Annotated in this window: 23 protein-coding genes; 16 read left to right on the forward strand and 7 right to left on the reverse strand. The window is 67.7% G+C overall.

Annotation, left to right across the window (positions count from 1 at the left end):
• The first annotated feature begins 182 nt into the window (after positions 1 to 182).
• Positions 183 to 434, forward strand: coding sequence for a hypothetical protein (locus MKK67_RS14235; protein WP_243965703.1), 252 nt, complete (start codon positions 183 to 185; stop codon positions 432 to 434).
• Positions 435 to 755: 321 nt separating this feature from the next.
• On the opposite strand, the gene MKK67_RS14240 is transcribed toward MKK67_RS14235, so the two are convergent.
• The 3 genes from MKK67_RS14240 to MKK67_RS14250 form a co-directional block, all read right to left on the reverse strand.
• Entirely contained in the window at positions 756 to 1,982 is a 1,227-nt protein-coding gene (locus tag MKK67_RS14240) for a PGN_0703 family putative restriction endonuclease (protein ID WP_243965705.1), read from the reverse strand.
• 435 nt (positions 1,983 to 2,417) lie between these two features.
• Positions 2,418 to 3,203 (reverse strand): VOC family protein, encoded by a 786-nt coding sequence (locus MKK67_RS14245; RefSeq protein WP_243941718.1) that lies wholly within the window; start codon positions 3,201 to 3,203, stop codon positions 2,418 to 2,420.
• A 435-nt stretch (positions 3,204 to 3,638) separates the two neighbouring features.
• The gene (locus MKK67_RS14250; protein WP_243941720.1) at positions 3,639 to 3,959 is read right to left on the reverse strand and encodes an FAD-dependent oxidoreductase; all 321 of its coding nucleotides are present in this window, start codon (positions 3,957 to 3,959) and stop codon (positions 3,639 to 3,641) included.
• A gap of 453 nt (positions 3,960 to 4,412) precedes the next feature.
• On the opposite strand from MKK67_RS14250, the gene MKK67_RS14255 reads away from it, so the two are divergent.
• From MKK67_RS14255 to MKK67_RS14285, 7 genes are read left to right on the forward strand one after another with little or no spacing between them, the layout of a single operon-like run.
• Positions 4,413 to 5,570, forward strand: coding sequence for an ABC transporter substrate-binding protein (locus tag MKK67_RS14255; RefSeq protein ID WP_243965707.1), 1,158 nt, complete (start codon positions 4,413 to 4,415; stop codon positions 5,568 to 5,570).
• Positions 5,571 to 5,578: 8 nt separating this feature from the next.
• The gene (locus tag MKK67_RS14260; protein ID WP_243941724.1) at positions 5,579 to 6,460 is read left to right on the forward strand and encodes a branched-chain amino acid ABC transporter permease; all 882 of its coding nucleotides are present in this window, start codon (positions 5,579 to 5,581) and stop codon (positions 6,458 to 6,460) included.
• Positions 6,457 to 7,302 carry a branched-chain amino acid ABC transporter permease gene (locus MKK67_RS14265; RefSeq protein ID WP_243965708.1) on the forward strand — a complete coding sequence of 282 codons (846 nt, stop codon included), beginning with the start codon at positions 6,457 to 6,459 and terminating at the stop codon, positions 7,300 to 7,302. Before MKK67_RS14260 ends, MKK67_RS14265 begins: the two co-directional genes overlap by 4 nt.
• Positions 7,302 to 8,066, forward strand: a complete 765-nt coding sequence (locus MKK67_RS14270; RefSeq protein WP_243941729.1) for an ABC transporter ATP-binding protein — start codon at positions 7,302 to 7,304, stop codon at positions 8,064 to 8,066. Before MKK67_RS14265 ends, MKK67_RS14270 begins: the two co-directional genes overlap by 1 nt.
• A complete protein-coding gene (locus MKK67_RS14275; RefSeq protein WP_243941731.1) occupies positions 8,059 to 8,784 on the forward strand; it encodes an ABC transporter ATP-binding protein in 726 nt (241 codons plus the stop codon). The genes MKK67_RS14270 and MKK67_RS14275 overlap by 8 nt, the downstream gene beginning before the upstream one ends.
• 58 nt (positions 8,785 to 8,842) lie before the next feature.
• Positions 8,843 to 9,712, forward strand: a complete 870-nt coding sequence (locus MKK67_RS14280; RefSeq protein ID WP_243941734.1) for an ABC transporter substrate-binding protein — start codon at positions 8,843 to 8,845, stop codon at positions 9,710 to 9,712.
• A 38-nt stretch (positions 9,713 to 9,750) separates the two neighbouring features.
• Entirely contained in the window at positions 9,751 to 10,875 is a 1,125-nt protein-coding gene (locus tag MKK67_RS14285) for an LLM class flavin-dependent oxidoreductase (protein WP_243941736.1), read from the forward strand.
• 21 nt (positions 10,876 to 10,896) lie between these two features.
• Here MKK67_RS14285 and MKK67_RS14290 read toward each other — a convergent pair whose 3' ends face one another.
• Positions 10,897 to 12,273, reverse strand: coding sequence for an LLM class flavin-dependent oxidoreductase (locus tag MKK67_RS14290; RefSeq protein WP_243941738.1), 1,377 nt, complete (start codon positions 12,271 to 12,273; stop codon positions 10,897 to 10,899).
• Positions 12,274 to 12,508: 235 nt separating this feature from the next.
• Here MKK67_RS14290 and MKK67_RS14295 point away from each other — a divergent pair, with 235 nt between their 5' ends.
• From MKK67_RS14295 to MKK67_RS14320, 6 genes are read left to right on the forward strand one after another with little or no spacing between them, the layout of a single operon-like run.
• Positions 12,509 to 13,717, forward strand: coding sequence for an ABC transporter substrate-binding protein (locus tag MKK67_RS14295; RefSeq protein WP_243965709.1), 1,209 nt, complete (start codon positions 12,509 to 12,511; stop codon positions 13,715 to 13,717).
• A complete protein-coding gene (locus MKK67_RS14300; RefSeq protein WP_243941742.1) occupies positions 13,714 to 14,490 on the forward strand; it encodes an ABC transporter ATP-binding protein in 777 nt (258 codons plus the stop codon). Before MKK67_RS14295 ends, MKK67_RS14300 begins: the two co-directional genes overlap by 4 nt.
• On the forward strand, positions 14,487 to 15,215 hold the full coding sequence (locus MKK67_RS14305; RefSeq protein WP_243965710.1) for an ABC transporter ATP-binding protein: 729 nt from the start codon (positions 14,487 to 14,489) through the stop codon (positions 15,213 to 15,215). The genes MKK67_RS14300 and MKK67_RS14305 overlap by 4 nt, the downstream gene beginning before the upstream one ends.
• Complete coding sequence (locus MKK67_RS14310; RefSeq protein ID WP_243941746.1) at positions 15,212 to 16,072, forward strand: branched-chain amino acid ABC transporter permease; 861 nt, start codon at positions 15,212 to 15,214, stop codon at positions 16,070 to 16,072. The genes MKK67_RS14305 and MKK67_RS14310 overlap by 4 nt, the downstream gene beginning before the upstream one ends.
• The gene (locus tag MKK67_RS14315) at positions 16,069 to 16,977 is read left to right on the forward strand and encodes a branched-chain amino acid ABC transporter permease (RefSeq protein WP_243941748.1); all 909 of its coding nucleotides are present in this window, start codon (positions 16,069 to 16,071) and stop codon (positions 16,975 to 16,977) included. The genes MKK67_RS14310 and MKK67_RS14315 overlap by 4 nt, the downstream gene beginning before the upstream one ends.
• Positions 16,977 to 17,519: a carboxymuconolactone decarboxylase family protein gene (locus tag MKK67_RS14320; protein WP_243941750.1), complete on the forward strand. Its 543-nt coding sequence runs from the start codon at positions 16,977 to 16,979 to the stop codon at positions 17,517 to 17,519. Before MKK67_RS14315 ends, MKK67_RS14320 begins: the two co-directional genes overlap by 1 nt.
• A gap of 274 nt (positions 17,520 to 17,793) precedes the next feature.
• Here MKK67_RS14320 and MKK67_RS14325 read toward each other — a convergent pair whose 3' ends face one another.
• Positions 17,794 to 18,195, reverse strand: coding sequence for a RidA family protein (locus MKK67_RS14325; protein ID WP_243941752.1), 402 nt, complete (start codon positions 18,193 to 18,195; stop codon positions 17,794 to 17,796).
• A gap of 170 nt (positions 18,196 to 18,365) precedes the next feature.
• Between MKK67_RS14325 and MKK67_RS14330 the strand changes: the two genes are divergently transcribed.
• Complete coding sequence (locus MKK67_RS14330) at positions 18,366 to 18,962, forward strand: TetR/AcrR family transcriptional regulator (RefSeq protein ID WP_243941754.1); 597 nt, start codon at positions 18,366 to 18,368, stop codon at positions 18,960 to 18,962.
• Positions 18,963 to 19,570: 608 nt separating this feature from the next.
• Positions 19,571 to 20,557, forward strand: coding sequence for a Bug family tripartite tricarboxylate transporter substrate binding protein (locus tag MKK67_RS14335; RefSeq protein ID WP_243965711.1), 987 nt, complete (start codon positions 19,571 to 19,573; stop codon positions 20,555 to 20,557).
• Between the two features lie 34 nt (positions 20,558 to 20,591).
• On the opposite strand, the gene MKK67_RS14340 is transcribed toward MKK67_RS14335, so the two are convergent.
• Positions 20,592 to 22,151, reverse strand: coding sequence for a tripartite tricarboxylate transporter permease (locus MKK67_RS14340; protein WP_147938824.1), 1,560 nt, complete (start codon positions 22,149 to 22,151; stop codon positions 20,592 to 20,594).
• Entirely contained in the window at positions 22,151 to 22,573 is a 423-nt protein-coding gene (locus tag MKK67_RS14345) for a tripartite tricarboxylate transporter TctB family protein (protein ID WP_243951014.1), read from the reverse strand. Before MKK67_RS14345 ends, MKK67_RS14340 begins: the two co-directional genes overlap by 1 nt.
• Between the last annotated feature and the right edge of the window lie 49 nt (positions 22,574 to 22,622).

Genomic DNA, 22,622 nt, shown 5'->3' on the forward strand with positions numbered 1-22,622 from the left:
TCGCCCTTCGCCTCTCCTGTCTCGGTGTAGCGGATTTCCGGCCGGTCTCCGGAGGCCGGCACGGTCTTGACCGTGTAGGTCGTCGCCCCGTGGCGGACCTGCACGTAGGCGAGGCGCCCGTCATAAGCGGTGGGCGGCCACCCGCACGCCTCAGGTCGGCATAGGAGCAATGAGGGTCGTGAATGGCGGGAACTGACGACTATCTTCGGTTGGTCCTCAATCTGGCTGCGGAAGAGGGAGCGTTCCTCGACCCGGTCGGGCGCGCCGAGGACGCCGAGCTGAACGCTATGGGCACCGCGTCTGTAACGTCTCCTGCGGTGTCGCTGATGATTACGAACCGTCAGCGAGTGGCGCTTCGTGAGCTTGGCATTTCCGAAGAATCCATACGGCAGATGACGCCCGCCGAGGCGCATGGGAAGCTTGGATTGGCCTAGCTGTCGTCACCTGAACGCGGATCAGGCGGCTGCCGGCGGCGGCGATGGTGTCGTTGCGAAATGGGCGGTTGTTACGGCGGGGCTGAGCTACAGCTCGCCGGTCGCGGATAAGGCCGCATGTGTACAGAACCGGGCCACTCGAACCTCTCAAGTTTCAAACACTTGCACGGCGCACGAACCGGGCAGAATCAGAGATGTGCCTGGGTGGGTGAGCCGGTGTGGCTCACGCGTCCGCGGCGGTGTGAGTTTGCGTCAGAAACGGGTTCGAACCGGCAGCATGTGATTGCCGCCGGCTTGTGTCGTGCATTGTTTATTCTGCAATCACGCAGCAGCGCGGGCCCGGGTCGCGGGCCGAGTGCGCTGCGATCGTGAACGGTTGATCGGCTTGCTCGCGCTGGTGGTGTCGACGGTCGGCATGTGCGTGGGCGCTGCCAATGCCTCAACAGCGGGTACGAATGCGGCGGCTCCCATCGCGAGTTCGAGCTCGCCGTCGAGCAGCCACCAATCGGTGTAGCGTCGATGAAGCGTCGCGGCTTGTACAGGCATGCCAGCCGCTGCCAGCGCGGTGAACGCGTGTTCCAGTGTGAGCGGGATGAACGGGATCGAGCCGGCGGCCGGGTCCGTGAGGTGACGGTTGTAAGTTGCCGCGGCGCCGTGTGCGAGTTGATTGTGCGCGGGGGCGATGAAGGCAAGCGTGGCCGTGTCAGCGAGGCCGGCGGTAAGCATGGCGGTTGCGAGGCAGTGCTGGCGATAGAGTTGCTGGCAGGCTGGGCCGGTCAGGGTCGGGTCGTTGGGCGCGATGAACAGGCCCGGGGTCGTATGCGCGATCTCCGTGTGCCGCGGGTTGGGCGGTGGGGCAGGTTCATATCCGGCTTCGCTGTACTTCATCTCGATGCAGATGAGCGCCCGGGCGCCGGACGGGGCGGTGCCGCGAACGACGACGTCGAACGCGGTGCGGTCGGCGGTAAAGCGTGCGTCGCCGCGGCCAGGGCTGTGCTCGAACAGGATGTCTGTGACCTCTGCCAGTGCGTCGGGGAATAGCTCTGCCATGAAGCGGGTAGCTAGCGCGGGGTCGGCGGCGAGTGGACCGAACAGATTGAAGGCGAGCGGCTGCGAAGACAGCAGGTTCGTGCGCAGGCGGCCGATGTCGTAGGCGGCGCCAGGTTCGCGGTAGGCCAGCGCCCTGGCGGCCACCGCGGCGATGGAGGGCGTCATGAAGTTGGCGCCGGTGCGGCCGGCTGCGATCGATATGCGCGAGCCGAGGCGGCGGACGCGGTGGGGGTTGGCGCGATCGAGATGGGTGCCGATTGGCAGGTCACGGTCCTCGCGCCAGAGGGCTTGGAGGAAGCGGGCCGCTGCCTTGAAGCGGTGGTCGGCGGGGACGAACACGTGGTGACGGCGGCGGGCAACCTCGGGGATGAGCGGCAAGTGGGAAGGGGGTGCGCCGAGGCCAGACGGGTCGAGGGTGTTGTGGGCGGCGAGGATGTCGCCGGTCTCATTAAGGCTACCAGCATCGGTTGGCGGCGGCAGGGGGATATTGATGTCCATGTCGAATTGCCTCGTGTCGGCCGCGGGTGTGCGGCCGATACGGGATTCCCGGGACGGGCGGAGGGATGAACAGGTGGCGGCGTAGGGCCGACGCCGACGGAGCATGGCCAAGCGGTGGGGAGGCCGGCGGTAGCGGAGGGCTGGGGTGGGCCGGTGGGCCCGCGGCGGTGTGGCGGCGGCGGTGGGCCTGCCCGGGGCCCAGGCGCAGGTAGAGAGGGGTTGGATGCGATGTAGCCGGTGGGACACGCGCTCGACATGCGCAGCCGTGCGTCAAAGCGCCGTCAGGTCATTGAGAGTCCGAAACGCGCCCATTGCCGTCATTCAAGACAACCGCAGTCATCCCCATAAGCGGACATCGTTCATAGTGATTGGGGCTTTAGGCCATTGCATCGAGTTGCGGTGCAGTCTACGCGGCATGGTTACAACGGCGCTCGGTCACAACGTGATCGACAAGGGCGCGCCGTGCGATCGGGATGTGTCGAGGGCCCCGACCGGATGCGCCGCCCGCAAGCTCGCCGAGAACGGACCCTCTCCGCGTGCCGCCAGCGATGCCGCCAGGGGCCCCTCCGACGCTGCTGGGCTCGCCCAGGTCACGGCCGTGCCGTTGGCCAGCGTCAATGTCGCGCTGCGGGCCGGCGCGCCGGCTACGTCCTCCGCCTGGATCGTGGGAGGCGAGAAGCCGAGGAGGGCGGCGTTGCGGCGCACGGAAGCCTCCAGGTCAGCGACGACGACCGTGAGTGTGGCAACGCCGACCACCCCGTTGCCGTGCCGGCGGACCGCCCCTTCCTGCACACGCAGCGATCGGGGCGTGACGTCGCCGCAGAGGAACGGGACGTCGGGCCGCGGCGAGCGTGCGGTGCGCCACTCCAGGCGGGCGCCGTCCGGGCGGTTGCGCCCGCCGGGGATCGGGTTCTGGATGTCGAGGCCCCGTGCCTGCGCGCCGGCAACGACCGCCTCGATCTCGTCGGGGAGCAGAGCAAAATCGATGAGCCCTTCGCCGGCTCGTTCGTAGACGTCCCACCAGCGGTTGCCGGGGTCGGGCCGCTTCCAGGCAATCAATTCCAGGTAGGCGCCATCCTCGAAGATGACGAGGACGTTATGGGTGATGCCGTTGGCGTGCGCGCCGCCGCGCACGACCGTGAAGCCGAGCGCCGCGTAGTCCGCGGCGGCGTCGTCGAGGTCGCGAACCGCGATCACGATGTGGTCGAGCACGAGTGACATGGGGTCTCCGGTTTCAAGCGGCGGGTTCAGGAGGCCGGGGCGGCTGTAGTCGATGCACCGGCCTCGCCCGCAGCCCGCCCCCGGCCGGGGACGGCATCGAGTAGGGCGCGGGTGTAGGGGGGGGCGGGGCGCGCGGAACACATCGGCCGTCGTCCCCGTCTCGACGACGACGCCGCGCCCGTCCGCGATGGAGAAGCCGACCGCGCCCCTCACGCCGCCGTCGCCTGAGGAGAGATCCGTGATGCAGAAGTCGCCGATCCGGGTGATGCCGGCCTGCCGCAGCACGCGTGTGCGCAGGGTCTTGGCGACGGCGGGGCCGGTGGAGAGAAAGTCGACGTAGACGCAGCGTGGGCGATCGTGGCCCGGCGCCTGCGCCTGCGCCTGCGCCTGCGCCTGCCGGATGCGCCCGTCCGGGTCCCGGGCCCAGCAGACCTTCTAGGCATCCAGTTGCCGGATCTCGGCGGGCCCGCGCTCGCAGACGAGGCGAGCGAGGGGGGCGTCGCAAAGGCCCCGCCCGGCGGTGAGCGTGTCGGCGAGGTGATGGGTCCAGTCGTCGGTCCCCTCCGAACCCAGGGAGGCCGCGACCGTCATCTGCGCCATGATGGCGGCGCCGCTGCGCCCGATCAGGCTGCGGTCCGCAAGGATCACGCGGGCGCCGTCCTCCGCCGCGGCCAGGGCGGAGGCCATACCGGCGGCCCCCGAGCCGACGACGAGCACGTCTGTCTGGAGTGTCACCGTCTCGATCGTCGGAGCCATGTCGTTCTCGTCAACTGGCACGGGGACGCGCGTGTGGGGTGCGTTGTGGGCCGGTGGCATCGGCCATGCCAACCGCATCGCGCGATGCGATGGGCCGGTTCATCGCGGCCATCATACCGACCGAATCGCCGAATCGTCGATCCGGACACCAGCAAAAAGGCCGAGCACCCCGATGAGAGGTTCGTTCAGGTCACACGTCTCGAAAGTAAATTCTATTCTCTGATTGAAATTTGGATGCAAAGCCTCGAAAGCCGCGGAAATTTGCGGCGCGCTTTTGTTGACGCAGGCGCTGGCATGATGAAGAATTACGTATGCATTTATTCACTCATTCGAATTGATGCTCCAGAGATAGAATGACTTCTATCGTCACCAGACCTTGCAAACGCAGCGACAGTCATTCCACCTTCCTGGCCCGGGGGGGACGAGAATGCCTGTTGCCGACGGAGTGTCTCGATGCCTGATCTCCGCCTCTCTCGCCGGAGAGTGCTCGCCCTTTCGGCGGTGGCGACCCTGCTCCCTCGGTCGGGCCTGGGCCAGACCAGTAAGGTCGCCCGGATCGGGCTCGTCCAATCAACAACGGGGGGGTCGGCGGCGCTTTACGGCACGGAGCAGAAGCAGGCGATCGAACTCGCCTTCAACGAGATCACTAAGGCCAGGACGCTGGGCGACATCGCGTTGCAGGCGTTCCACGCGGACGACGGTGCCGACCGTGGGCAGACCGTGAACATCTTCCAGCGCCTGATCCGGCAGGACAAGGTGGTGGCGATCCTCGGCCCCACCCTGTCGAACTCGGCCTTCGCCGCGGATCCCTTGGCCCAGCAGGCTGGCATCCCGGTCATCGCCAGCTCCAACACGGCACCCAACCTCACCAAGATCGGCGACTTCATCTTCCGCACCAGCGTGCCTGAGGATCAGGTGTTTCCCACCGTCCTCGCCTACGGGGTGAGGAAGCACGGGGTGAAGCGCGTCGCCCTCATCTACGGGATCGACGATGCCCTGACGCGCAGCGCGCACGACGTCCAGAAGAAAGCGGTCGACGCCCTCGGGCTAGAGTCGGTCGGCATCGAAACCTACCAGCGCGGCGACGTGGATTTCTCGGCGCAGCTGACGAAGATCAAGGCGCAGAAGCCGGACGCGATCATCCTTGGCGCCCTGGCCGAGGAGGGAGCGGCGATCCTGCAGCAGGCGAGGCAACTGAACCTCGACCCGAAGACCGTCTTCATCGGCTGCAACGCCAACATTTCCGCGAAGCTGTTCGAGCTGGCGGGACCGGCGGCCGACGGCATCCTCGTCGGAGCGTCGTGGTTCGCCGGGTACGACACACCCCGCAGCAAGGCTTTCGTCGAGGCTTACCGCAAGCGCTACGGCACCACGCCGGACATCTACGCCGCGCAAGGCTACGACGCCGCCTACCTGATCGCCGAGGCCATCCGCCGGGCGGGGACCGCCACCGACAGCCGCGCCATCCGCGACAAGCTCGCCGGCATCACCGACTTCGAGGGGGTGCTCGGCAGGTTCGGCTGGTCGCCGGAACGGGATGCCACCGTCACGCCGAAGGTTTTGATCGGCGACGGGCAGGCCAAGGTCTTCGCCGCCGCGCCGGCGGTCTGACCGGCATCATGATCCTTCAGCAATTGATCAACGGTCTCTCGCTCGGGGCTGTCTATGCCGTGTTCGCCGTGGGCTTCACCCTCGTGTTCGGTGTCCTCAACGTGCTGAACCTGTCGCAGGGCGCCGTCTTCATGTGGGGCGCCTATGTGGGCCTGGAGATGGTCCGTACCCTGCAGCTGCCCCTGCCGGCCGCCATGACGGTGGCGGTGATGGCGGCGGGCCTCCTCGGCGTCGTCACGGAATGGCTGGTGTTCCGCCCCCTGCAGCGGCGCGGCGCGCATCGCTGGATGGGCATGGTCGCCAGCCTCGCCTTCGCCCGGATCCTGATCGGGGCGGCGCAGGAGGTGTTCGGGACGCAGGTCATCCGCTACCCCGACGCCACCCTCGTCGATGCGACCCTCGTGGTCGGCGAGGCCCGTATCCAGGGCCTTCAGGTCGTCGCCCTCGGTGTCGCGCTGGCGATGGTTCTGGCGTTGGGGCTCCTCCTCAAGTTCACCAATTTCGGCCGGGCGATCCGCACGGTCGCCTTCAGCGAGACCGTCGCACGGCTCGTCGGCGCGCCTGTCGCCCGGGTGCGGGGGGCGACCTTCTTCCTCTCGGGCACCCTCGCTGGAGGGGCCGGCGTGCTGTGGTCGCTTCTGTTCCAGTCGGTCTCTCCCTTCATGGGCGACACGATCCTGCTGAAGGGTTTGACTGTCCTGATCCTCGGTGGCCTCGGCAACGTGGCGGGAGCCCTCGTCGGCGGTCTCCTCCTCGGGCTCGTGGAGGTTGGCAGCGTCGTGGCCGTCGGGTCGGGCTTTCGGGACGCCGTCGGCTTCGGCCTCGTCCTCCTCATCCTCCTCACGCGGCCCACGGGTCTCTTCGCCACCCGGGAGGCGAAGCGGGCATGAGCGACCTGTACGCGGCCTACGAGAACGTCATCGACCTCTGCCTGCTGAACGCCGTCCTAGCCTTCAGCTGCCTCCTCCTGTTGCGGGTCAACCTCCTCTCGCTGGCGACCGGCGGACTCATGGCGATCGGCGCCTATCTGTCGATCTGGCTGACCATGCGAGAGGGCTGGCCCTTCGGCCCGGCCCTGCTCGCAGCCACCGGTGCGGGGGCGCTGGCCGCCGCCGGGCTCGGCACCCTCGTCCTGCGCCTGCGCGGCGATTACTTCGCCATGGCGACCCTCGCCTTCACGGAGGTCGTCCGCATCCTGGCCTTAAACGCCGATCCGGTGACGGGTGGGGCGCTCGGAGTCTTCGGCATCCCGAAATACACGCAGACTTGGCAGCTCCTGGCGCTCCTCGCGCTGGCGATCTACCTCGTCTGGGCGCTGCGCCGCTCGAGCCTCGGTGACAGGATGCGCGCCATCGCGGAGGATGAGCTCGCCGTCGCAGCTGCGGGACACGACGTCGCCCGCCTCCAGCTTGGCCTGTTTACGGCATCGGGGGCCATCGCCGGGCTCGGCGGGGCGCTAGCCGCGCATCTAAACCTGTTCGTCGCCCCCAGCGATTTCGGATTCCTGCGCTCCATGGATGCCGTGATCGCCCCCGTCCTCGGCGGGGTCTGGAACCTGTTCGGGGCGGTCGTCGGCGCCGCGATCCTGACCGTCCTGCCGGAGGTGCTGCGCTTCTCGGCCCAGCTGCGCGAGATCCTCATCGGCGCGGTGACGTTGCTCGCGGTCCTATTCCTGCCGACCGGGATCGCCTCCCTGCCCCGCCTCCTCCTCCGGCGCGGGAGGCTCGCCTGATGGACGCGCTCCTCGCTATCCGGGGCGTCTCCCGGCGGTTCGGAGGCGTGGCGGCGCTGGCCAACGTCTCCTTCGCGGTCCCGGCTGGGGCCATCGTCGGGGTGATCGGGCCCAACGGCTCCGGCAAGACGACCCTGATGAACCTCGTCAGCGGTGTCGATGCGCCGAGCGGCGGCGAAATCCTGTTCGAGGGGCGGCCCGTCCAGGGGCGCCCGGTACACCGCCTCGCCCGACTCGGGATCGCCCGGACGTTCCAGCACATCCGCCTCGTCCCGCAACTGACGGCTGCGGAGAACGTCGCCCTGGCGCTGCACGAGCCGGAGGCGAGCCTCGCCGACACCCTCCTGCGCCTGCCGCGCCTCTCCCACATCGAGGGGGAGCGCCGCCGGCAAGCGGTCTCTCTGCTGGAGCGGACAGGCCTCGACGGGGCCGCCGACCGGCCGGCGGGGGACCTCTCCTATGGCGACCGCCGCCGGGTCGAGATCGCCCGGGCGCTCGCCACACGGCCGCGCCTCCTCCTCCTCGACGAGCCGGCCGCGGGCATGAACGCCACCGAGAAGCGGGCCCTGCACGCCCTGATCGCGGGCTTCCGAGCCGATGGCATCACGACCGTTCTCGTGGAACACGACATGGATCTCGTCATGGGCGTCTGCGACCACCTCCATGTCCTGAATCAGGGCCGCGCGATCGCCTCCGGCCCCCCGGCCGCCGTGCGGCACGACCCCCTGGTCATCGAGGCCTATCTCGGGGCCGAGGATGCTTGAGATTCAGTCCCTGTCGGCGGGCTATGGCGGCCCACCGGTCCTTCACGGGATCTCTCTGGCCCTGCGGCCCGGGGAAATCGTCGCGGTGGTCGGCAGCAACGGGGCGGGGAAGACCACCCTCCTCAACACCGTCGCCGGCCTGCTCCGGCCCGTTTCCGGCCGCATCCTCCTCGACGGGAAGCCCATCGGGGGGCTGGCGACGGAACGAATCGTCCGGGCCGGTCTCTCCCTCGTCCCCGAGGGTCGTCAGGTCGTCGCGCCCCTGAGCGTCGAGGAGAATCTGCTGGTCGGCGCCTACGGGCGACGGGGCGGCGGCGCGCGCGAGACCCTGGCGGCGGTCTATGGGCGGTTCCCCCGGTTGAAGGAGCGCCGCCGCCAGGCGGCGGGCCTGTTGTCCGGCGGCGAGCAGCAGATGCTCGCGATCGGCCGCGCGCTGATGGCGGGGCCTCGGGTTCTCCTCCTGGACGAGCCGTCCATGGGGCTGGCGCCGCTGATCGTCTCGGAGATCTTCGCGCTGCTCGGCGACCTCCACGGCCGGGGAATCTCCGTGCTGCTCGTCGAACAGAACGCGCGCAAGGCGCTCGCCCTGGCCTCTCGCGGCTACGTTCTCGAAAGGGGACGGATCGTGCTGGAGGGGACCTCCGCCGAGCTGGCTTCCTCGCCGGCCGTCGTCGACGCCTATCTCGGCGCGAAGCCGCTGGAAGAGCAGGCCGCATGAGGATCGCCTGGCCCGGACGCCCCCCTTTCCATCCCCCCATGCCCGACCGGAGGCATCCATGACGGTCGTCGTCGGCGCCCACCCGCAGAACCCTTCTTTGTCGATCCTGGCGCGCCGGCAGGCTGCGGTGGCGGCGTTGCGCGAGAGGGGGCTCACCTTCTTCGTCTATGGCGCAGGATCCCAGACCATTCCCCTGATTCAGGCCGGAGTGCTGCATCTGGCCGGAACCGGTGCGACGCCGCCGATCCTGGCGAAGGCCGCCGGCCTCTCGACGGCCGTCTTCGCCGTGGGTGAGCCGCGCCCGGAGCGCGGCGGCCTGCTGGTCGCCGAAGACTCGGCGATCACATCCCTCGCTGACCTCAAGGGTCGGGGCATCGGGCTGATGCCGGTGTCGTGGCACACGCAGTTCCTTGCGGCGGAACTCGATGCGGCGGGCCTCGCGTGGCGCGATGTGCGGGCGGCCGAGATCCTGCCGGCGACCGCCAAGGACGCCTTCCTCGCCGGATATCTGGATGCGATCGTCGCCACCGAGCCGCTGTACTCGCAGATCGCGGCGGCCCGGCCGGTCCGCATCCTGGCGAAGCCCGGCGAGTTTTTTTCCAATCGCACGGTCTTTTGGGGGGCGACCGAGATTCTGCGCACGCGGCGCGAGGCCGTGCGGACGCTGAGCGAGGCTCTGATCGCCTCCGACGCGGCCACGCGGGCGGACCCCGAGGAGGCCGCCCGCCTCCTCGACGGCGTCAACGGCCACTCGGCGGCGCAATGGCTCCCCGCGCTGACCGGGCGCCCCTGGGGCCTCGCCGCGCCCGGCCCGGATTTCCTGGCCGAGCAGCAGGCCCACGCCGACCTCTTCGCCCGGTTCGGTCTGATCCCCCACCGTCTCGACGTGACCGACACCGTCGATCCAAGCCATGCCCCCGCGGCCTGACGGCTGCCGCCGATCCCCCCGGAGCAGGAAACGCCCCCATGGAAGTTCTCTGGTATCTGACCGGCCCCGACGGCCGCTATCCCTGGCGGCCGGACGGCGCGCGAGCGCTGAACTACGCCTACTTTCAGCAGCTCGCCCGGGCGGTCGATCACCTCGGCTACACGGGGGCGCTGCTGGCGACCGGCTCCCACGACGCCTGGATCCAGGGGGCCTCGCTGATCCCCTACACCGACCAGTTTCAACACCTCATCGCCGCGCACCCGCCGATGATCTCGCCGACGTTGCTCGCTAAGATGATCACGACCTTCGATCAGTTCTCGAAGGGCCGGCTGCGGGTGAACATCGTCAACGGCGACGCCAAGCTGATGGCGCAACACGGCGTCCATCTCAGCCACGACGAGCGCTACGCCTACACCGACGAGTTCCTCACCGTTCTCACCGGATTGCTGCGCGGAGAGACCGTGACGTTCAAGGGCCGGTACATCCACGTGGTGGAGGCCGGCATCCCCGTGCCGCCGACGCAGGCGCGCATCCCCCTCTGGTTCGGCGGATCCTCCCCCGCCGCCCACGAGGTCGCGGCCAAGCACATCGACACCTACCTCTCCTGGGGCGAGACACCTGATCAGTCCGAGGCCAAGATCCGCGAGGTCAGGACGCTGGCCCGGCAATACGGACGCGAGGACAAGATCCGCTTCGGCATCCGCCTCTACGTCATCGTGCGCGAGACCGAGGAGGCGGCCTGGGCGGCGGCCCAAGACCTTTACGATCACATGGACGAGGCGGCGGTGGCCGGCGCGCAGGCCTATGTCGCCGGCATCGACTCCATCGGCCAGCAGCGCATGTCCGCGCTCCATGGCGGGCGCAAGCCGAAGGACCTGCGCGACCTCGAGATCGCCCCGAACCTTTGGTCGGCCATCGGCCTAGTCAGGCACGGCCCAGGCACCGCCCTCGTCGGCAGCGCGAAACAGGTCCTGTCCCGCATCCAGGATTATCGGGATGCCGGCAACGACGTGCTGATCGTGTCGGGAATGCCGCTCCTGGAGGAGGCCTACCGGTTCGGCGAGCTGATCCTGCCGCATCTCGACGTCGACCGGCAGGCCGCCTCCGGCGTCACCTCAGCCTTCACCAAGGACCGCGATGCGGCTTGGCGCGCGCGGGCGTGAGGCCGCGCCACCACCGCGCCGTCACCGGGCGCCCCTACGATAGCGGGCCCCCTCATGCGTCGGGCCCAGCCACGGCGACCGGCCGGGAAAGAGCTTCTCCCGCAGAGTGCCCTCGCCATAGGCGGCCTTGAAGACGCCCCGGTTCTGCAACTCGGGGACGACAAGATCGACGATTGCGTCGAGGGACTCCGGCATAACAGTGCGCACGAGGTTGAACCCGTCGACGTCGGTCTCCGCCACCCAGGCGAGGAGTTCGTCCACGACCTCGACCGGAGAGCCGACGATCACGGGGGCCCGCGCCCCGGCGGGGGTGAAATCGAGGAGATCACGCACCCGCGTCGGCTGGGCGGCGTCGCCGGCGAGATGCTTCACCGTCGACTGGATAGCGTTCGTTTTGACGAATGGCAGGGGATCGTCCAACCCAAGGGCGGCGAGATCGATCCCCGTCCAGCCGGACACCAGCGCGAGCTGGCCGGCGGTGTCGAGGTAGCCGCGGTACTCGTCGCGCAGGTCCCGGGCCTCCGCCGCCGTTGGGGCGACGATCAGCGTGGCGCCGAGGAAGGTGAGGATGTCGTGGGGGTCGCGCCCGGCCGCCCCCGCCGCCTCGCGCACGCCCCGGACGGCCTTGGCGGCGGCCGCCTTGTTCGGCCCGTTGAGGAAGACGCATTCCGCGTGGCGCCCGGCGAAGCTGGAGCCCCGCGATGAGGTCCCCGCCTGATAGAGCACCGGCGTGCGCTGCGGGGACGGCTCGGCGAGATGCCGCCCGTCCACCTTGTAGTAGGGCCCGTCGTGCCGGATGCGATGCACCCTATCGGGGTGGGAGAAGATTCCGGCCTCTCGATCGCGGACGACGGCGCCGTCCTCCCACGACCCCTCCCACAGCTTGTACACGGCGGCCATGAAGTCCTCGGCCGCCTCGTATCGCTCGTCATGAGCGCGCGAGGTCGCGAAGCCCATGCCCCGAGCGCCGCTGTCGAGGTAGCCCGTGACGATGTTCCAGCCGACGCGGCCGTCCGTGAGATGGTCGAGGGTGCCGAACCGACGGGCGAACTGGAACGGGTGCTCGTAGGTGAGGTTCGCCGTGACGCCGAACCCGATATGGCGGGTCACGTGCGCCATGGCCGAGACGGCGAGCACCGGGTCCGCGCTGGGGGCCTGCGCCCCCGCCCGCAGCGCCGCCTCCGGGTTTCCACCGTAGACGTCGTAGATTCCGAAGACGTCGGCGATGAAGATACCGTCGAGGAATCCGCGCTCTGCTGTCTGGGCGAGGTCGGTCCAATACTGAAGCCGGTTGTACGAGGACTGATCGTCTCGGGGATGGCGCCACAAGCCTGCCCAGTTGTGGGACGGAGCCGCCATCTGGAAGGTGTTGAGGCGAACTTCACGTTGCGAGGTCATCCGCTTCCGTCCGTCCTCTTGATCCGGCGTACCCCTTTGTTTGAACCCCCTTGCCCGCCCAAGTCAAATTTCGTTCGGAAAAAAGAACGATCCGATTGACCGGTCTGGGGGACGACAGTATGGCTCGAACCGTCAAGCCTCGCCGTCACGCCCGGGGGAATCGGTCCGGCGGGAGGCCTCTGGACGCGTCGTCGCCCGTGTGACCGCGCGCCCTTCCAGCCATCGGGGATCGACCGTGCGCCTCTGCACCCTTCGCCTTCTCGCGGCCCTTGGCCTGGCGTTGAGCGCCACCGTCCCCGAAATCGCGATGGCGGCCGACGCGACGACGCGGATCGGCCTGCTCGCCCCGCTCTCGGGCACCGGCGGTCCCTATGGCCGAGAGGAGGAGCGCGGCGCCCGCGCGGCTTTGGACGTCGTGAACGCGGCGGGCGGCGTGCTCGGCCATAAACTCGAACTCGTCGTCGCCGACGACGAGAGCGTCCCGACCTCGGGCGTCGCGGTGGCGCGCAAGCTGATCGACGTCGATGGCGTCTCGGCCATCGCCGGGGTGTGGAGCAGCGCGGTGGCGCTGGCCGTCCGGCCGGTGGCGATCGAGAAGGGCATCGCGCTCCTCGTCAACGGCTCCGCCGACGAGATCACGCAGGGCGACACCAAGGGACTCGTCTGGCGGTTCCAGACCACCGGCAAGGCCTGGGGTACGGCGTTCGCCCACGTGGTCAGGAAAGACGGGGCCAAGACGGCCTCGCTCCTTGTGCTGCAGACGCCCTTCACACTCTCGACCGTCCAGCCCTTCGTCGACGCCTTCAAGGCAGACGGGGGTAGAATCCTCGACGTGGTCAGTTTCAACCCGAACCAACCCTCCTACCGCACGGAGGTTGAGAAGGTCTTCGCCAAGGAGCCGGATGCGGTCTTCGTGGCCAGCTACATTCCGGAGTTCAGCGCCGTCGTGAAGGAGGCGTTCCGTTCGGGTTACACGAGCAAGCTCTACACCTTCAGCCATGCCGCCGACAGCCAGGGCGCCTTCGTGCGCAACGTCGGCAAGGAGGCGGCCGAGGGCGTGAACCACGTCCAAGCGGTGCCGGTCGGCGATGCCGGTGCCTACAAGATCTACCTCAAGGCCACGAACCAGCCGGAGGGGACCATCGTGCCCTTCGGTGCGAACGTCTTCGACGAGGTCGTCGTCCTCGCCCTCGCGATAGAGAAGGCCAAGAGCGACAAGGCGGCCGACTTCATCAAGGTCATCGCCTCGGTCGCCAACGAGCCGGGCCCGAACGTATCCGATCCGGCGGAGGCCCTGAAGCTGGCCCGCAACGGTAAGCCGTTCCGCTACAGCGGCGCCGCCGCCGACTTCAAGTTCACGCCGAACGGCGACCAGACCGACCTCGACTACGGCCATTTCCGCGTCAGTGACGGCGTGAGCCGCCGCGTCGGCACGACGCGGTGAGCGAAGCGCCGACGGCATTGCTGGAGGCTGTCGGCGTCGGCGTCCGCTTCGGTGGCTTCACGGCGCTCGACGGAGTGGACCTCGCGGTCCGGGCGGGGTCGATCACCGGCCTCGTCGGACCGAACGGCGCGGGCAAGTCCACGCTGTTCGACGTGCTCGCCGGCCGGCGGCGGCCCCAGGTGGGTGCCGTGCGGCTGCTGGGCCGCCCCGTGACGCGGATGCCCGCCCACCGCCGGGCGCGCCTCGGCCTGACGCGGACCTTCCAGATCTCCCGGGAACTCGGCGGCCTCACGGTGCTGGAGAACCTGCTCCTCGCCGCGCCCCGTCAGCCGGGGGAGGCGATCTGGAACGTGTTCGCCCGCCCCGGCCTCGTCCGGCGCGCCGAGGAGGCGGCCCTGGTGCGGGCGGACGCGCTCCTCGCTCGGGTCGGCCTGCGCCGACTTGCCGACCAGCCGGCCGACGCCCTCTCCGGCGGCCAGAAGAAGCTCCTCGAACTCTGCCGTGCGCTGATGCTGGAGCCGCGCGTGGTGCTGCTTGACGAGCCGGCCGCGGGGGTCAACCCGGTCCTCGTCGGCGAGATCGCGGACTTCATCCGCCTGCTGCGCGACGAGGGGCTGACCTTCGCGATCGTGGAGCACAACATGGATCTCATCGCCGCCCTGTGCGACCCGATCTACGTGCTGGCCGAGGGCCGGGTGCTCCGCCAGGGGCGCTTCGCCGAGATCGCGGCGGACGACGCGGTAGCGCAGGCTTATCTCGGGGGCGCGGCGTGAGCGCCCTCGACGTCCAGGGCATCGAAGCCGGCTATGGGGCCCGCAGCATCCTCCACGGGGTCGACCTCACGGTAGGGGACCGCGGCAGCCTCACCGTCGTCGGGCCAAACGGGTCCGGCAAGTCAACTCTGATGAAGGTCGTCGTCGGCCTCATCCGCCCTTCGCGGGGCCGCATCCGGCTCCTCGGCGAGGATGTGACAGGGCTCGGCGCCCCCGCCCGCGCCCGGCGCGGTGTCGGCTACGTGCCTCAGGAGGCCAACGTCTTCCGCAACAGGAGCGTGCGCGAGAACCTGAAGCTCGGCTTCGAATTCATCCCGTCGCGGCAGCCCAGCGGTTTCGCTGGCCGGCTGGAGGCCATGCTGGACCTCTTCCCCGAACTGGCGGACAGGCTCGGGACGCTGGCGGGCCATCTCAGTGGCGGGCAGCGCCAGATGGTGGCGATGGCCGCCGCCCTCATGCCCGCGCCCGCCCTGCTCGCCCTCGACGAGCCCTCAGCCGGGCTGTCGCCTCGCAACGCCGGGCTTTTGTTCGCCGCGATTGCGCGGATCGTCGAGTCGGGCGTCGCCGTCTTCATGATCGAGCAGAACACCCGCCTCGGCCTCGGCGCGGTCGAGGACGGTCTGGTGCTCGTCGCCGGTCAGGTTCGGGCCCGTGCCCCGGCGCAGGCGCTGCTGGCCGACCCGGAGATGCGCCGGCTCTACCTCGGGGCCGAGGCGACCCCATGATCCAGCTTGTCTTCAACGGCCTCGTCACCGGCCTCCTGATCGCGCTTCCCGCCCTCGCCCTCGCCCTAACATTCAGCGTGCTCCGCTTCGCGAACTACGCCATCGGCGCCATGCTGACGGTGGGGGCCTACGCCGCGTTCGGGTTCAACACCCTCGCCGGCTGGCCGCTTCCGCTGGCGACATTGGGCGGGATGGCCGCCGGGGCGCTGGTCGCGGTCGGCGTCAACGAACTCGTCTACGAGCGCCTTCGTGGGTGCTCGGGGGTCACGCTACTCGTCGCTTCCATCGGCGTCGCGCTGGCGCTAGAGAACGTCGTCCGGTTCATCGCCGGCAACTCCCCCCGGGGCTACGCGGTGGCGCTCGCCCGGCCGCTTCGCCTGTTCGGCCTGCGCATCAATTTCGAGCAGATCACCACCCTCTTCGCCGTCGTGGCGGTCCTCGCGGGCATCTGGGTGCTGTTCCGCTTCACCCGGATCGGTCGCGCCATGCGGGCCGTGGCCGATAACCCGGACCTCGCCGCCGTGCGGGGCATCGGGCGGCGGGGCGTCGTGACGGTGGTCTGGGCGCTGTCCGGCGCGCTCGCGGCTCTCGCCGGGGTGCTGATCGGTCTCGACGCGACCCTCGATCCGCAGATGGGCTGGACCTACACCCTACCGGTGTTCACCGCGGCGATCCTGGGGGGCCTCGCAAGCCCGATGGCGGCGGTTGCGGGCGCTCTGGTGCTCGGGGTGGCCGAGGAGCTCGCCACCACCGTGCTCGCCCCGCAATACCGCAACATTGTGGCGTTCCTGGTGATGGCCGTGATCCTCCTCGTCCGCCCGTCCGGGCTGTTCGGCGCAAGGTGGCTGACGCGATGACCGCCTACCTCATCGCCACCCTGGCGCTGGTTGCCATCAGCACGATCGCGGGCCTCGCCCTCAACTTGCAATGGGGCCTGGGCGGCTTGGTCAATTTCGGCCTGTTCGGCTTCGTCATGCTCGGCGCCTACACCTGCGGGCTCTTGAACGTCGCGGGCTGGCCGCCGCTCCTCGCCATGGCGGCCGCCATCCTCGTGACCGGGCTCGCCAGCGCGACCGTCAGCCTGATCTCGATCAGGCTGTCCGACGACTACCTCGCCATCGTGTCCCTCGGCTTCGCGGAGAGCCTGCGGCTGTTCATCAGCTACGAGGAGTGGCTCACCCGCGGGACGCTCGGCGTGCCGGGTATCATGCGCCCTTTCGCCGGCTGGGTCCCACCCTCGGCGGCCGACGCGGTGTTCCTCGCCTTCGCCGTCGTCTGCCTCGCCATCGTCTATACCGTGTTCGAGATCCTGGCCCGGTCGCCCTTCGGCCGGACGCTTCGGGCCACCCGGGAGGACCCGATGGTCGCCGAGGCGCTCGGCAAGAACGTGCTGTGGCTGCGCCTGCGGGCTTTCGGCCTCGGCGGCGCGGCGCTCGGCATCGCGGGCAGCCTGCACGCGTTCAACTACACCTACATCGACCCGACCCAGTTCGGCCCGGTGATCACGGCCTACGCCTTTATGGCGGTGATCATCGGGGGGCGCGGCAGCAACACCGGCGTCCTACTCGCGGGCTTCACCGTGGTCCTGCTCCTCGAAGGGAGCCGCTTTCTCATCGACGCATTCGGCCTGCTGGATGGCGCCCAACTGGCGGCCTTGCGCCTCTTCCTGGTTGGGGTCGCCCTGGTCACGATTCTGATCTTTAAGCCGAACGGCTTCGTGCGTGAGTACCGCCTGATATCCCCGACGAAGGAGCGATCCTGATGGCCCGCGTGACGATGAAGACCCTCGACGACCTCCCGGCCGTGCTGCACCCGCTTTGGGACAAGATGACGAGCTACGGCGAGTTCGCGGACCAAGCCGGCGTGATGGCGCAGCGCCTGCCGATCTTCCAGCACACCTGGGCGATGCTCACCCAGCTCTCCGACGAGGCGGTGTTGCCGAAGCGCTATCTCGAACTCGCAATCGTGACCGTCTCGCTCCTCAACAAATGCGAGTACTGTGTCGCTCATCACGCGCCGAAGCTCGCGGTGCAGGGCGTGACAGAGGCCGGTGCGGAGCGCCTCCTCGACTACGGGGACCACCCCGAGCTCGACGATGTCGACAAGCTCGTGGTGGAGTACAGCATCGCAGTCACGAACAATTGGAGCCGGACGCGAGACGAGATCTTCACCCGCATCCGGCAGCATTTCAGTGAGCCGCAACTCGTCGAGCTGACATGGCGGATTGCGCTTTGTGGCGCCTTCAATCGCTTCAACGACATCCTTCAGGTCGATGTCGCCGAGGCCTCAATCGCGGCGGAGTAAGTCAGGCGCGAGGCCGCCCCTGGCAGCGGGTTGTCGTTGCTTGCAGCCAAGAACAATTCGGCGGCAAGGTATGGACTGATCCTAAGTCGATGTTCCCGGGGTTCGACTGTGTTTTTCGGTCGTGTTGACCGCCGCCGAGCACTGGCTCAGCAGCAGACGGTGTGAAGCCAGCGCCGTGTCGGTCCTCGATCGGCCTGTCTGCTGATTCAGCGGCCTGCCCTATATGCGGAAGGGCCGCTTTGGGCCATGTGCTGTCGGCGCTGATAGCCCTGGGTCACGTCGCAGTCATGGGGATGCGTGCGATGACCTTGATCTCGAAGTCGAAGCCTGCAAGCCACGTCACCCCAACAGCCGTCCAGTTTGGGTAAGGCGGCGCTCCGATCTCAGCGTTACGCACGGCCATAATCGTCTCAAACTGCGCCTGTGGGTCGGTGTGGAAGGTCGTGACGTCAACGACGTCGTCGAAGGTGCACCCGGCCGCTGTCAGCACGCCGCGCAGATTGGCGAAGGCGCGTCGAACTTGAGCTTCGAAGTTGGGTTCGGGGGAGCCGTCCTCTCGACTGCCGACCTGTCCCGAGACAAATAGCAAGTCGCCCGAACGGATCGCGGCTGAGTAGCGATGCGCATCGTACAGGGCATGACGAGCGGCGGGCGTGACGGCGTCGCGCTTAGGCATGATCACATCCTTCTCGTGTATCGGGTTGGGCAAACGCAGCGTCGATATGCGTCGCCGTTCGAGACGTTCCCCTTCTGAGCGACAGGTTAATATACGCCTCGTATGTCAGCGGATGCTCCACATACGTCACGTATGTCAACTGGCTCGATAGCGCACTGGAGGAAAGGCACATGGCCACGGGACGGCGGGCCGAGACGATGGCCGAGACGCGAGACAAGCTTCTGGGGGCCGCGCGTCGGGCGTTCGCAACCCAAGGCTACGCGGCGGCGTCCATGGATGATCTCACTGCCTCAGTCGGCCTGACGCGCGGCGCGCTCTATCACAACTTCGGGGACAAGAAGGGACTGCTCTGGGCCGTAATCGCGCAGATCGACGACGAAATGGCCGAGCGGTTGCGCAGGGTCCGCGAACGAGCGCCGAACACGTGGCAAGGCCTCCTCGACGACGGGACGGCCTACATCGAGATGGCGGTTGAGCCCGAAATACAGCGCATCATGCTGCTCGACGGCCCCGCCGTTCTCGGTGATCCTTCTAAGTGGCCGGGCGAGAACGCGTGCCTGCAAATCACGATGCGCACCATCCGGTCGCTGATCGACGAGGGCGTCGTGCACGCCCTCGACGTCGAGGCGGCGGGGCGCCTCTTGAATGGTGCGGCATTGAGTGCGGCGCTCTGGGTCGCCGCTTCCGATGATCCATCCGCGGTCCGCGACAAGGCCGTCACCGCGTTCCGGCGGTTAGCGAGTGGGTTGCTGGGCGATCAGGTCTGAGGATCACAGAAAGCCGCAGACGCGCTGAACGTGACGAGCTGACATGCTCTAACAACCGCATTTGGGAGGGTCGGGCACAGGGTTGAACGGCTCAATCGGGTCGCAAGCCGCGCGTCCGCTTTTCCAGCAGCCTCGCTCCGAAGCGGACTGGCAGCAATCGGCCAGACTACGCCAGGCCGGATCGCCTTGGCTTGCAGAACCGGACGGTCGGCTTCGCGCCCATCCCGGGCATTCAAGAAATGTTTCAGGCTTCCGGAAAGCAGACATCGGACCGTGAAAATTTTCATCTGTCTTTGGATGGTCGCTGTCTAGTGTCACGCTTTCCAACGTGTGGATTTAGTAGTTCCAGAATGCAGCTATCTTGATTGCAGATGCGTGTTCATCGACAGCGCTCGCCCAGGCCCTCGTTGCGGCCACAGATCGTAAGGTCGAGGGGCTGCCATCGGCGGCGATCTGAAGGATTTAGCATTCACTTAGATCAGGATTGAGATAAACTGTCAGATGGCACACGTGCCGCCCGACACACTCAGATTGATGCCCCCGCATTCTCGCGTATCCTACGAATCGACAGGCTCCATCCAAGAAGGGGCTTCACGGAGGCGGCGGGCATGCATTCCAAATGGTCGCGCAGATCATTGTTGGCGTCCGGCTTTGGAGTCGGTGTGGCCAACGCGCTGACAGGTCGATCCGCCCTCGCGCAGACTTACCCCACGCGCCCAATTCGCTTCGTCGTCGGCTATGCCCCGGGGGGCGCGACCGACGTGCTCGCTCGGCTCATCGCCGAACCGCTGGGTCGGCGCCTTGGCCAGCAGGTTCTTGTTGAGAACCGCCCAGGGGCAGGCAACAATATCGGCACCGACGTGGTCGTCCGGGCCGAGCCGGACGGCCATACGATCCTGCTTGTCAATCCGGCCAACGGTATCAACGACAGTCTGTACAAAAAGCTGAGCTTCAACTTCCAGCGCGACATCGCCCCAGTGGCGGGAATCATGCTATCGCCTAATATTATGGAGATCAGCCCAAAACTACCTATCAAGACCGTGAAAGAGTTCACCGATTACTGCAAAGCTAACCCAGACAAGGTGAACATGGCCTCGAGCGGTATCGGCACGTCGCTACACATGTCCGGTGAGCTGTTCAAAGCAATGACCGGCGTCCCGATGGTACATGTGCCCTACCGCGGGGCGGGCCCGGCGATCATCGATATCATCGCGGGCCACGCCGACGTCATATTCGACAACCTGCCGTCTTCGATCGGCCACGTACGCGGGGGCACCCTGCGCGCCCTAGCCGTGACGACGGCCGAACGCTCGCCGGCTCTGCCCGATGTGCCGACTGTGTCCGAAACGGTGCCGGGTTACGAGGCAAGCGCGTGGTTCGGGATCGGTGCTCCGCACAAAACCCCGCCGGATCTGATCGCTCGCCTCAACAAGGAAGTTAATGACATCCTGGCCGATCCGGTCATGGAGAAGAAACTCACCGATCTAGGCGGGACGCCATTGCGTGTATCGCCGGAGGCGTTCGGCGCGTTGATCGCCGGGGAGATCAAGAAGTGGCGCGAGGTCGTCGAGTTTTCTGGCGCCAAGGTAGACTGACAGGGCGCCCTCCGAGGCATACCATCAAGGCAGCCTACCCTCCAGACGTCTTGATCATCTCGGCGGGCGATGCATCCCGGTCCGCGCTTCCGTCCTGACCGGCGGGCGAGAAGCCACCCGAGCGCATCCGCACGACCGCGGAGGCGATCTGGACGAGGATCAATATGGCTATAGCGCCAAGCAGCGTCGCGCTGATCGGCTGCGTGACAAAGACCTTGAAGCTGCCCCGGCCGAGCAGCATGGCGCGGCGGAAGTTCTCCTCCAGCATTGGACCGAGGATGAAGCCTAGCATGAGCGGGGCCGGGTCGAGGCTCAGGCGCATCAGTATGTAGCCGAGCAGGCCAAAGGCCGCGGTGATGAACACGTCGTCGAGGTTGTTGTTCACGCTGTAGGTCCCGACACAGCAGAAGAACAGGATCGACGGGAACAGGACGCTGTAGGGAATCTTGAAGATCGACAGCCAGAACCGGACCAGGGGCACGTTCAGGACCAGCAGGAAGCAGTTCCCGATCCACATGCTGGCGACGAGACCCCAGAACAGGTCCGGGTGCTTGGCGATCATGTTGGGGCCGGGCTGGATACCCTTGATGATGAAGGCAGACATCATCAGCGCCATGACGGCGTTCTCAGGGATGCCGATGCTCATGAGCGGGATGAAGCTCGTGCGGGCGGCCGCCTCGTCGGCTGCCGCTTGGCCGGCGACGCCCTCGATCGACCCGGAGCCGATCTCGTGGCGGTACTTCGAGACCTTCTTGTCGATGGCGTAGGCGGCGAACTGCGCGATGGTGGGACCGCCCCCCGGCAGAATCCCGAGAAGCGAACCCACCACGCTGCCACGCAGCGCGCTCGGGATGATACGCTTGAATTCCGGCCAGCTCGGCATCAGCCGGATCTTGCCGTTGAACGGCGACCGCTCCTCGCGCGCGTCGAGGTTCCGGCAGATCTCGGCGATGCCGAAGCAGCCTAGTGCGACGCTCACGACGCTGACGCCGTCGACGAGCGGCGTCAGGCCGAGGGTGAAGCGCAGCGTGCCTGATTCCAAATCCGTCCCGATCTGGCCGAGCAGCACGCCGAGGAGGCACATAGCGAGGCCGTTCAGCAGGCTCCCGGTCGTCACGAGGCTCACACAGACGAAGCCGAGCAGCATGAGCGCGAAGTAGTCGGCCGGTCCGAACAGAAAGGCGACCTGCCCGAGGAGCGGCGCTAGGAAGGCCAGGACCACGATGGCGACTGTGCCGCCGATGAAGCTCGACACCCCCGCGGTGAACAACGCGAGGCCGGTGCGCCCCTTCAGCGTCATCTGGTAGCCGTCGATGCAGGCCACGATGCTCGACGCGTGCGGGATCTTCATCGTGATCGCGCTGACGCTGTCGCCGTATTGGGCGCCGTAATAGATCCCCGCCAGCATGATCAGCGCGCCGTCGACTGGGATCGAATAGGTTAGCGGCAGCAGCAGGCTGATCGTGGCGAGCGGGCCGAGCCCGGGCAGCAGCCCGATCATGGTGCCGATGACGCAGCCGATCGCGCAGTACAGCAGGTTGCTCCAGGTGAGCGCGTGCTCGAACCCGAAGGCGAGGTTCGTGATCACATCCATCAGATCACCTGCAGGTTGAGGCCGAGCAGCTTCTGGAACGCGAGCGCGACGGCGATGAGGGCGACCGAGACGGCCAGCACCCGCTTCCACGAGTACGACGTGGCCGCCAGAGACGAGACCATGACGAGGAGCACGATGCCGAGGACGATGCTGGCAACCTTGGCGGCCACCACGAAGACGAAGAGGCCGAGCAGGATGATGCCGATGTTTCGCCAAGCGAAGCTGAACGGCTTGGCGGGCTCGAACCGTGACTTGACCAGTGTGACGAGGCCGATGAGCAGCAGCAGGGTGCTGACCAACAGCGGGAACAGACCGGCGCCTGCATGGGCGAAGCTGCCGATCGGATAGCGGAGCGCCGTCAGCCCGAAACAAAGGGCGATGCCGCTGATGACCGCCCCCCGGACGGCATTCTGGTTGGCCATGTCGGTGCTCCGGGCTTGACGGCGGCGCTGGCGCCGCAGAGACGCGCAG

It is taken from the genome of Methylobacterium sp. J-072, assembly GCF_022829425.1.
Lineage (GTDB): Bacteria > Pseudomonadota > Alphaproteobacteria > Rhizobiales > Beijerinckiaceae > Methylobacterium.

Excerpts from the sequence above, each read along its gene's own strand:
- MKK67_RS14235 (WP_243965703.1), top strand. The coding sequence starts at position 183 with ATGGCGGGAACTGACGACTATCTTCGGTTGGTCCTCAATCTGGCTGCG.
- MKK67_RS14240 (WP_243965705.1), bottom strand. The coding sequence starts at position 1,982 with ATGGACATCAATATCCCCCTGCCGCCGCCAACCGATGCTGGTAGCCTT.
- MKK67_RS14245 (WP_243941718.1), bottom strand. The coding sequence starts at position 3,203 with ATGTCACTCGTGCTCGACCACATCGTGATCGCGGTTCGCGACCTCGAC.
- MKK67_RS14250 (WP_243941720.1), bottom strand. The coding sequence starts at position 3,959 with ATGGCTCCGACGATCGAGACGGTGACACTCCAGACAGACGTGCTCGTC.
- MKK67_RS14255 (WP_243965707.1), top strand. The coding sequence starts at position 4,413 with ATGCCTGATCTCCGCCTCTCTCGCCGGAGAGTGCTCGCCCTTTCGGCG.
- MKK67_RS14260 (WP_243941724.1), top strand. The coding sequence starts at position 5,579 with ATGATCCTTCAGCAATTGATCAACGGTCTCTCGCTCGGGGCTGTCTAT.
- MKK67_RS14265 (WP_243965708.1), top strand. The coding sequence starts at position 6,457 with ATGAGCGACCTGTACGCGGCCTACGAGAACGTCATCGACCTCTGCCTG.
- MKK67_RS14270 (WP_243941729.1), top strand. The coding sequence starts at position 7,302 with ATGGACGCGCTCCTCGCTATCCGGGGCGTCTCCCGGCGGTTCGGAGGC.
- MKK67_RS14275 (WP_243941731.1), top strand. The coding sequence starts at position 8,059 with ATGCTTGAGATTCAGTCCCTGTCGGCGGGCTATGGCGGCCCACCGGTC.
- MKK67_RS14280 (WP_243941734.1), top strand. The coding sequence starts at position 8,843 with ATGACGGTCGTCGTCGGCGCCCACCCGCAGAACCCTTCTTTGTCGATC.
- MKK67_RS14285 (WP_243941736.1), top strand. The coding sequence starts at position 9,751 with ATGGAAGTTCTCTGGTATCTGACCGGCCCCGACGGCCGCTATCCCTGG.
- MKK67_RS14290 (WP_243941738.1), bottom strand. The coding sequence starts at position 12,273 with ATGACCTCGCAACGTGAAGTTCGCCTCAACACCTTCCAGATGGCGGCT.
- MKK67_RS14310 (WP_243941746.1), top strand. The coding sequence starts at position 15,212 with ATGATCCAGCTTGTCTTCAACGGCCTCGTCACCGGCCTCCTGATCGCG.
- MKK67_RS14315 (WP_243941748.1), top strand. The coding sequence starts at position 16,069 with ATGACCGCCTACCTCATCGCCACCCTGGCGCTGGTTGCCATCAGCACG.
- MKK67_RS14320 (WP_243941750.1), top strand. The coding sequence starts at position 16,977 with ATGGCCCGCGTGACGATGAAGACCCTCGACGACCTCCCGGCCGTGCTG.
- MKK67_RS14325 (WP_243941752.1), bottom strand. The coding sequence starts at position 18,195 with ATGCCTAAGCGCGACGCCGTCACGCCCGCCGCTCGTCATGCCCTGTAC.
- MKK67_RS14330 (WP_243941754.1), top strand. The coding sequence starts at position 18,366 with ATGGCCACGGGACGGCGGGCCGAGACGATGGCCGAGACGCGAGACAAG.
- MKK67_RS14335 (WP_243965711.1), top strand. The coding sequence starts at position 19,571 with ATGCATTCCAAATGGTCGCGCAGATCATTGTTGGCGTCCGGCTTTGGA.
- MKK67_RS14340 (WP_147938824.1), bottom strand. The coding sequence starts at position 22,151 with ATGGATGTGATCACGAACCTCGCCTTCGGGTTCGAGCACGCGCTCACC.
- MKK67_RS14345 (WP_243951014.1), bottom strand. The coding sequence starts at position 22,573 with ATGGCCAACCAGAATGCCGTCCGGGGGGCGGTCATCAGCGGCATCGCC.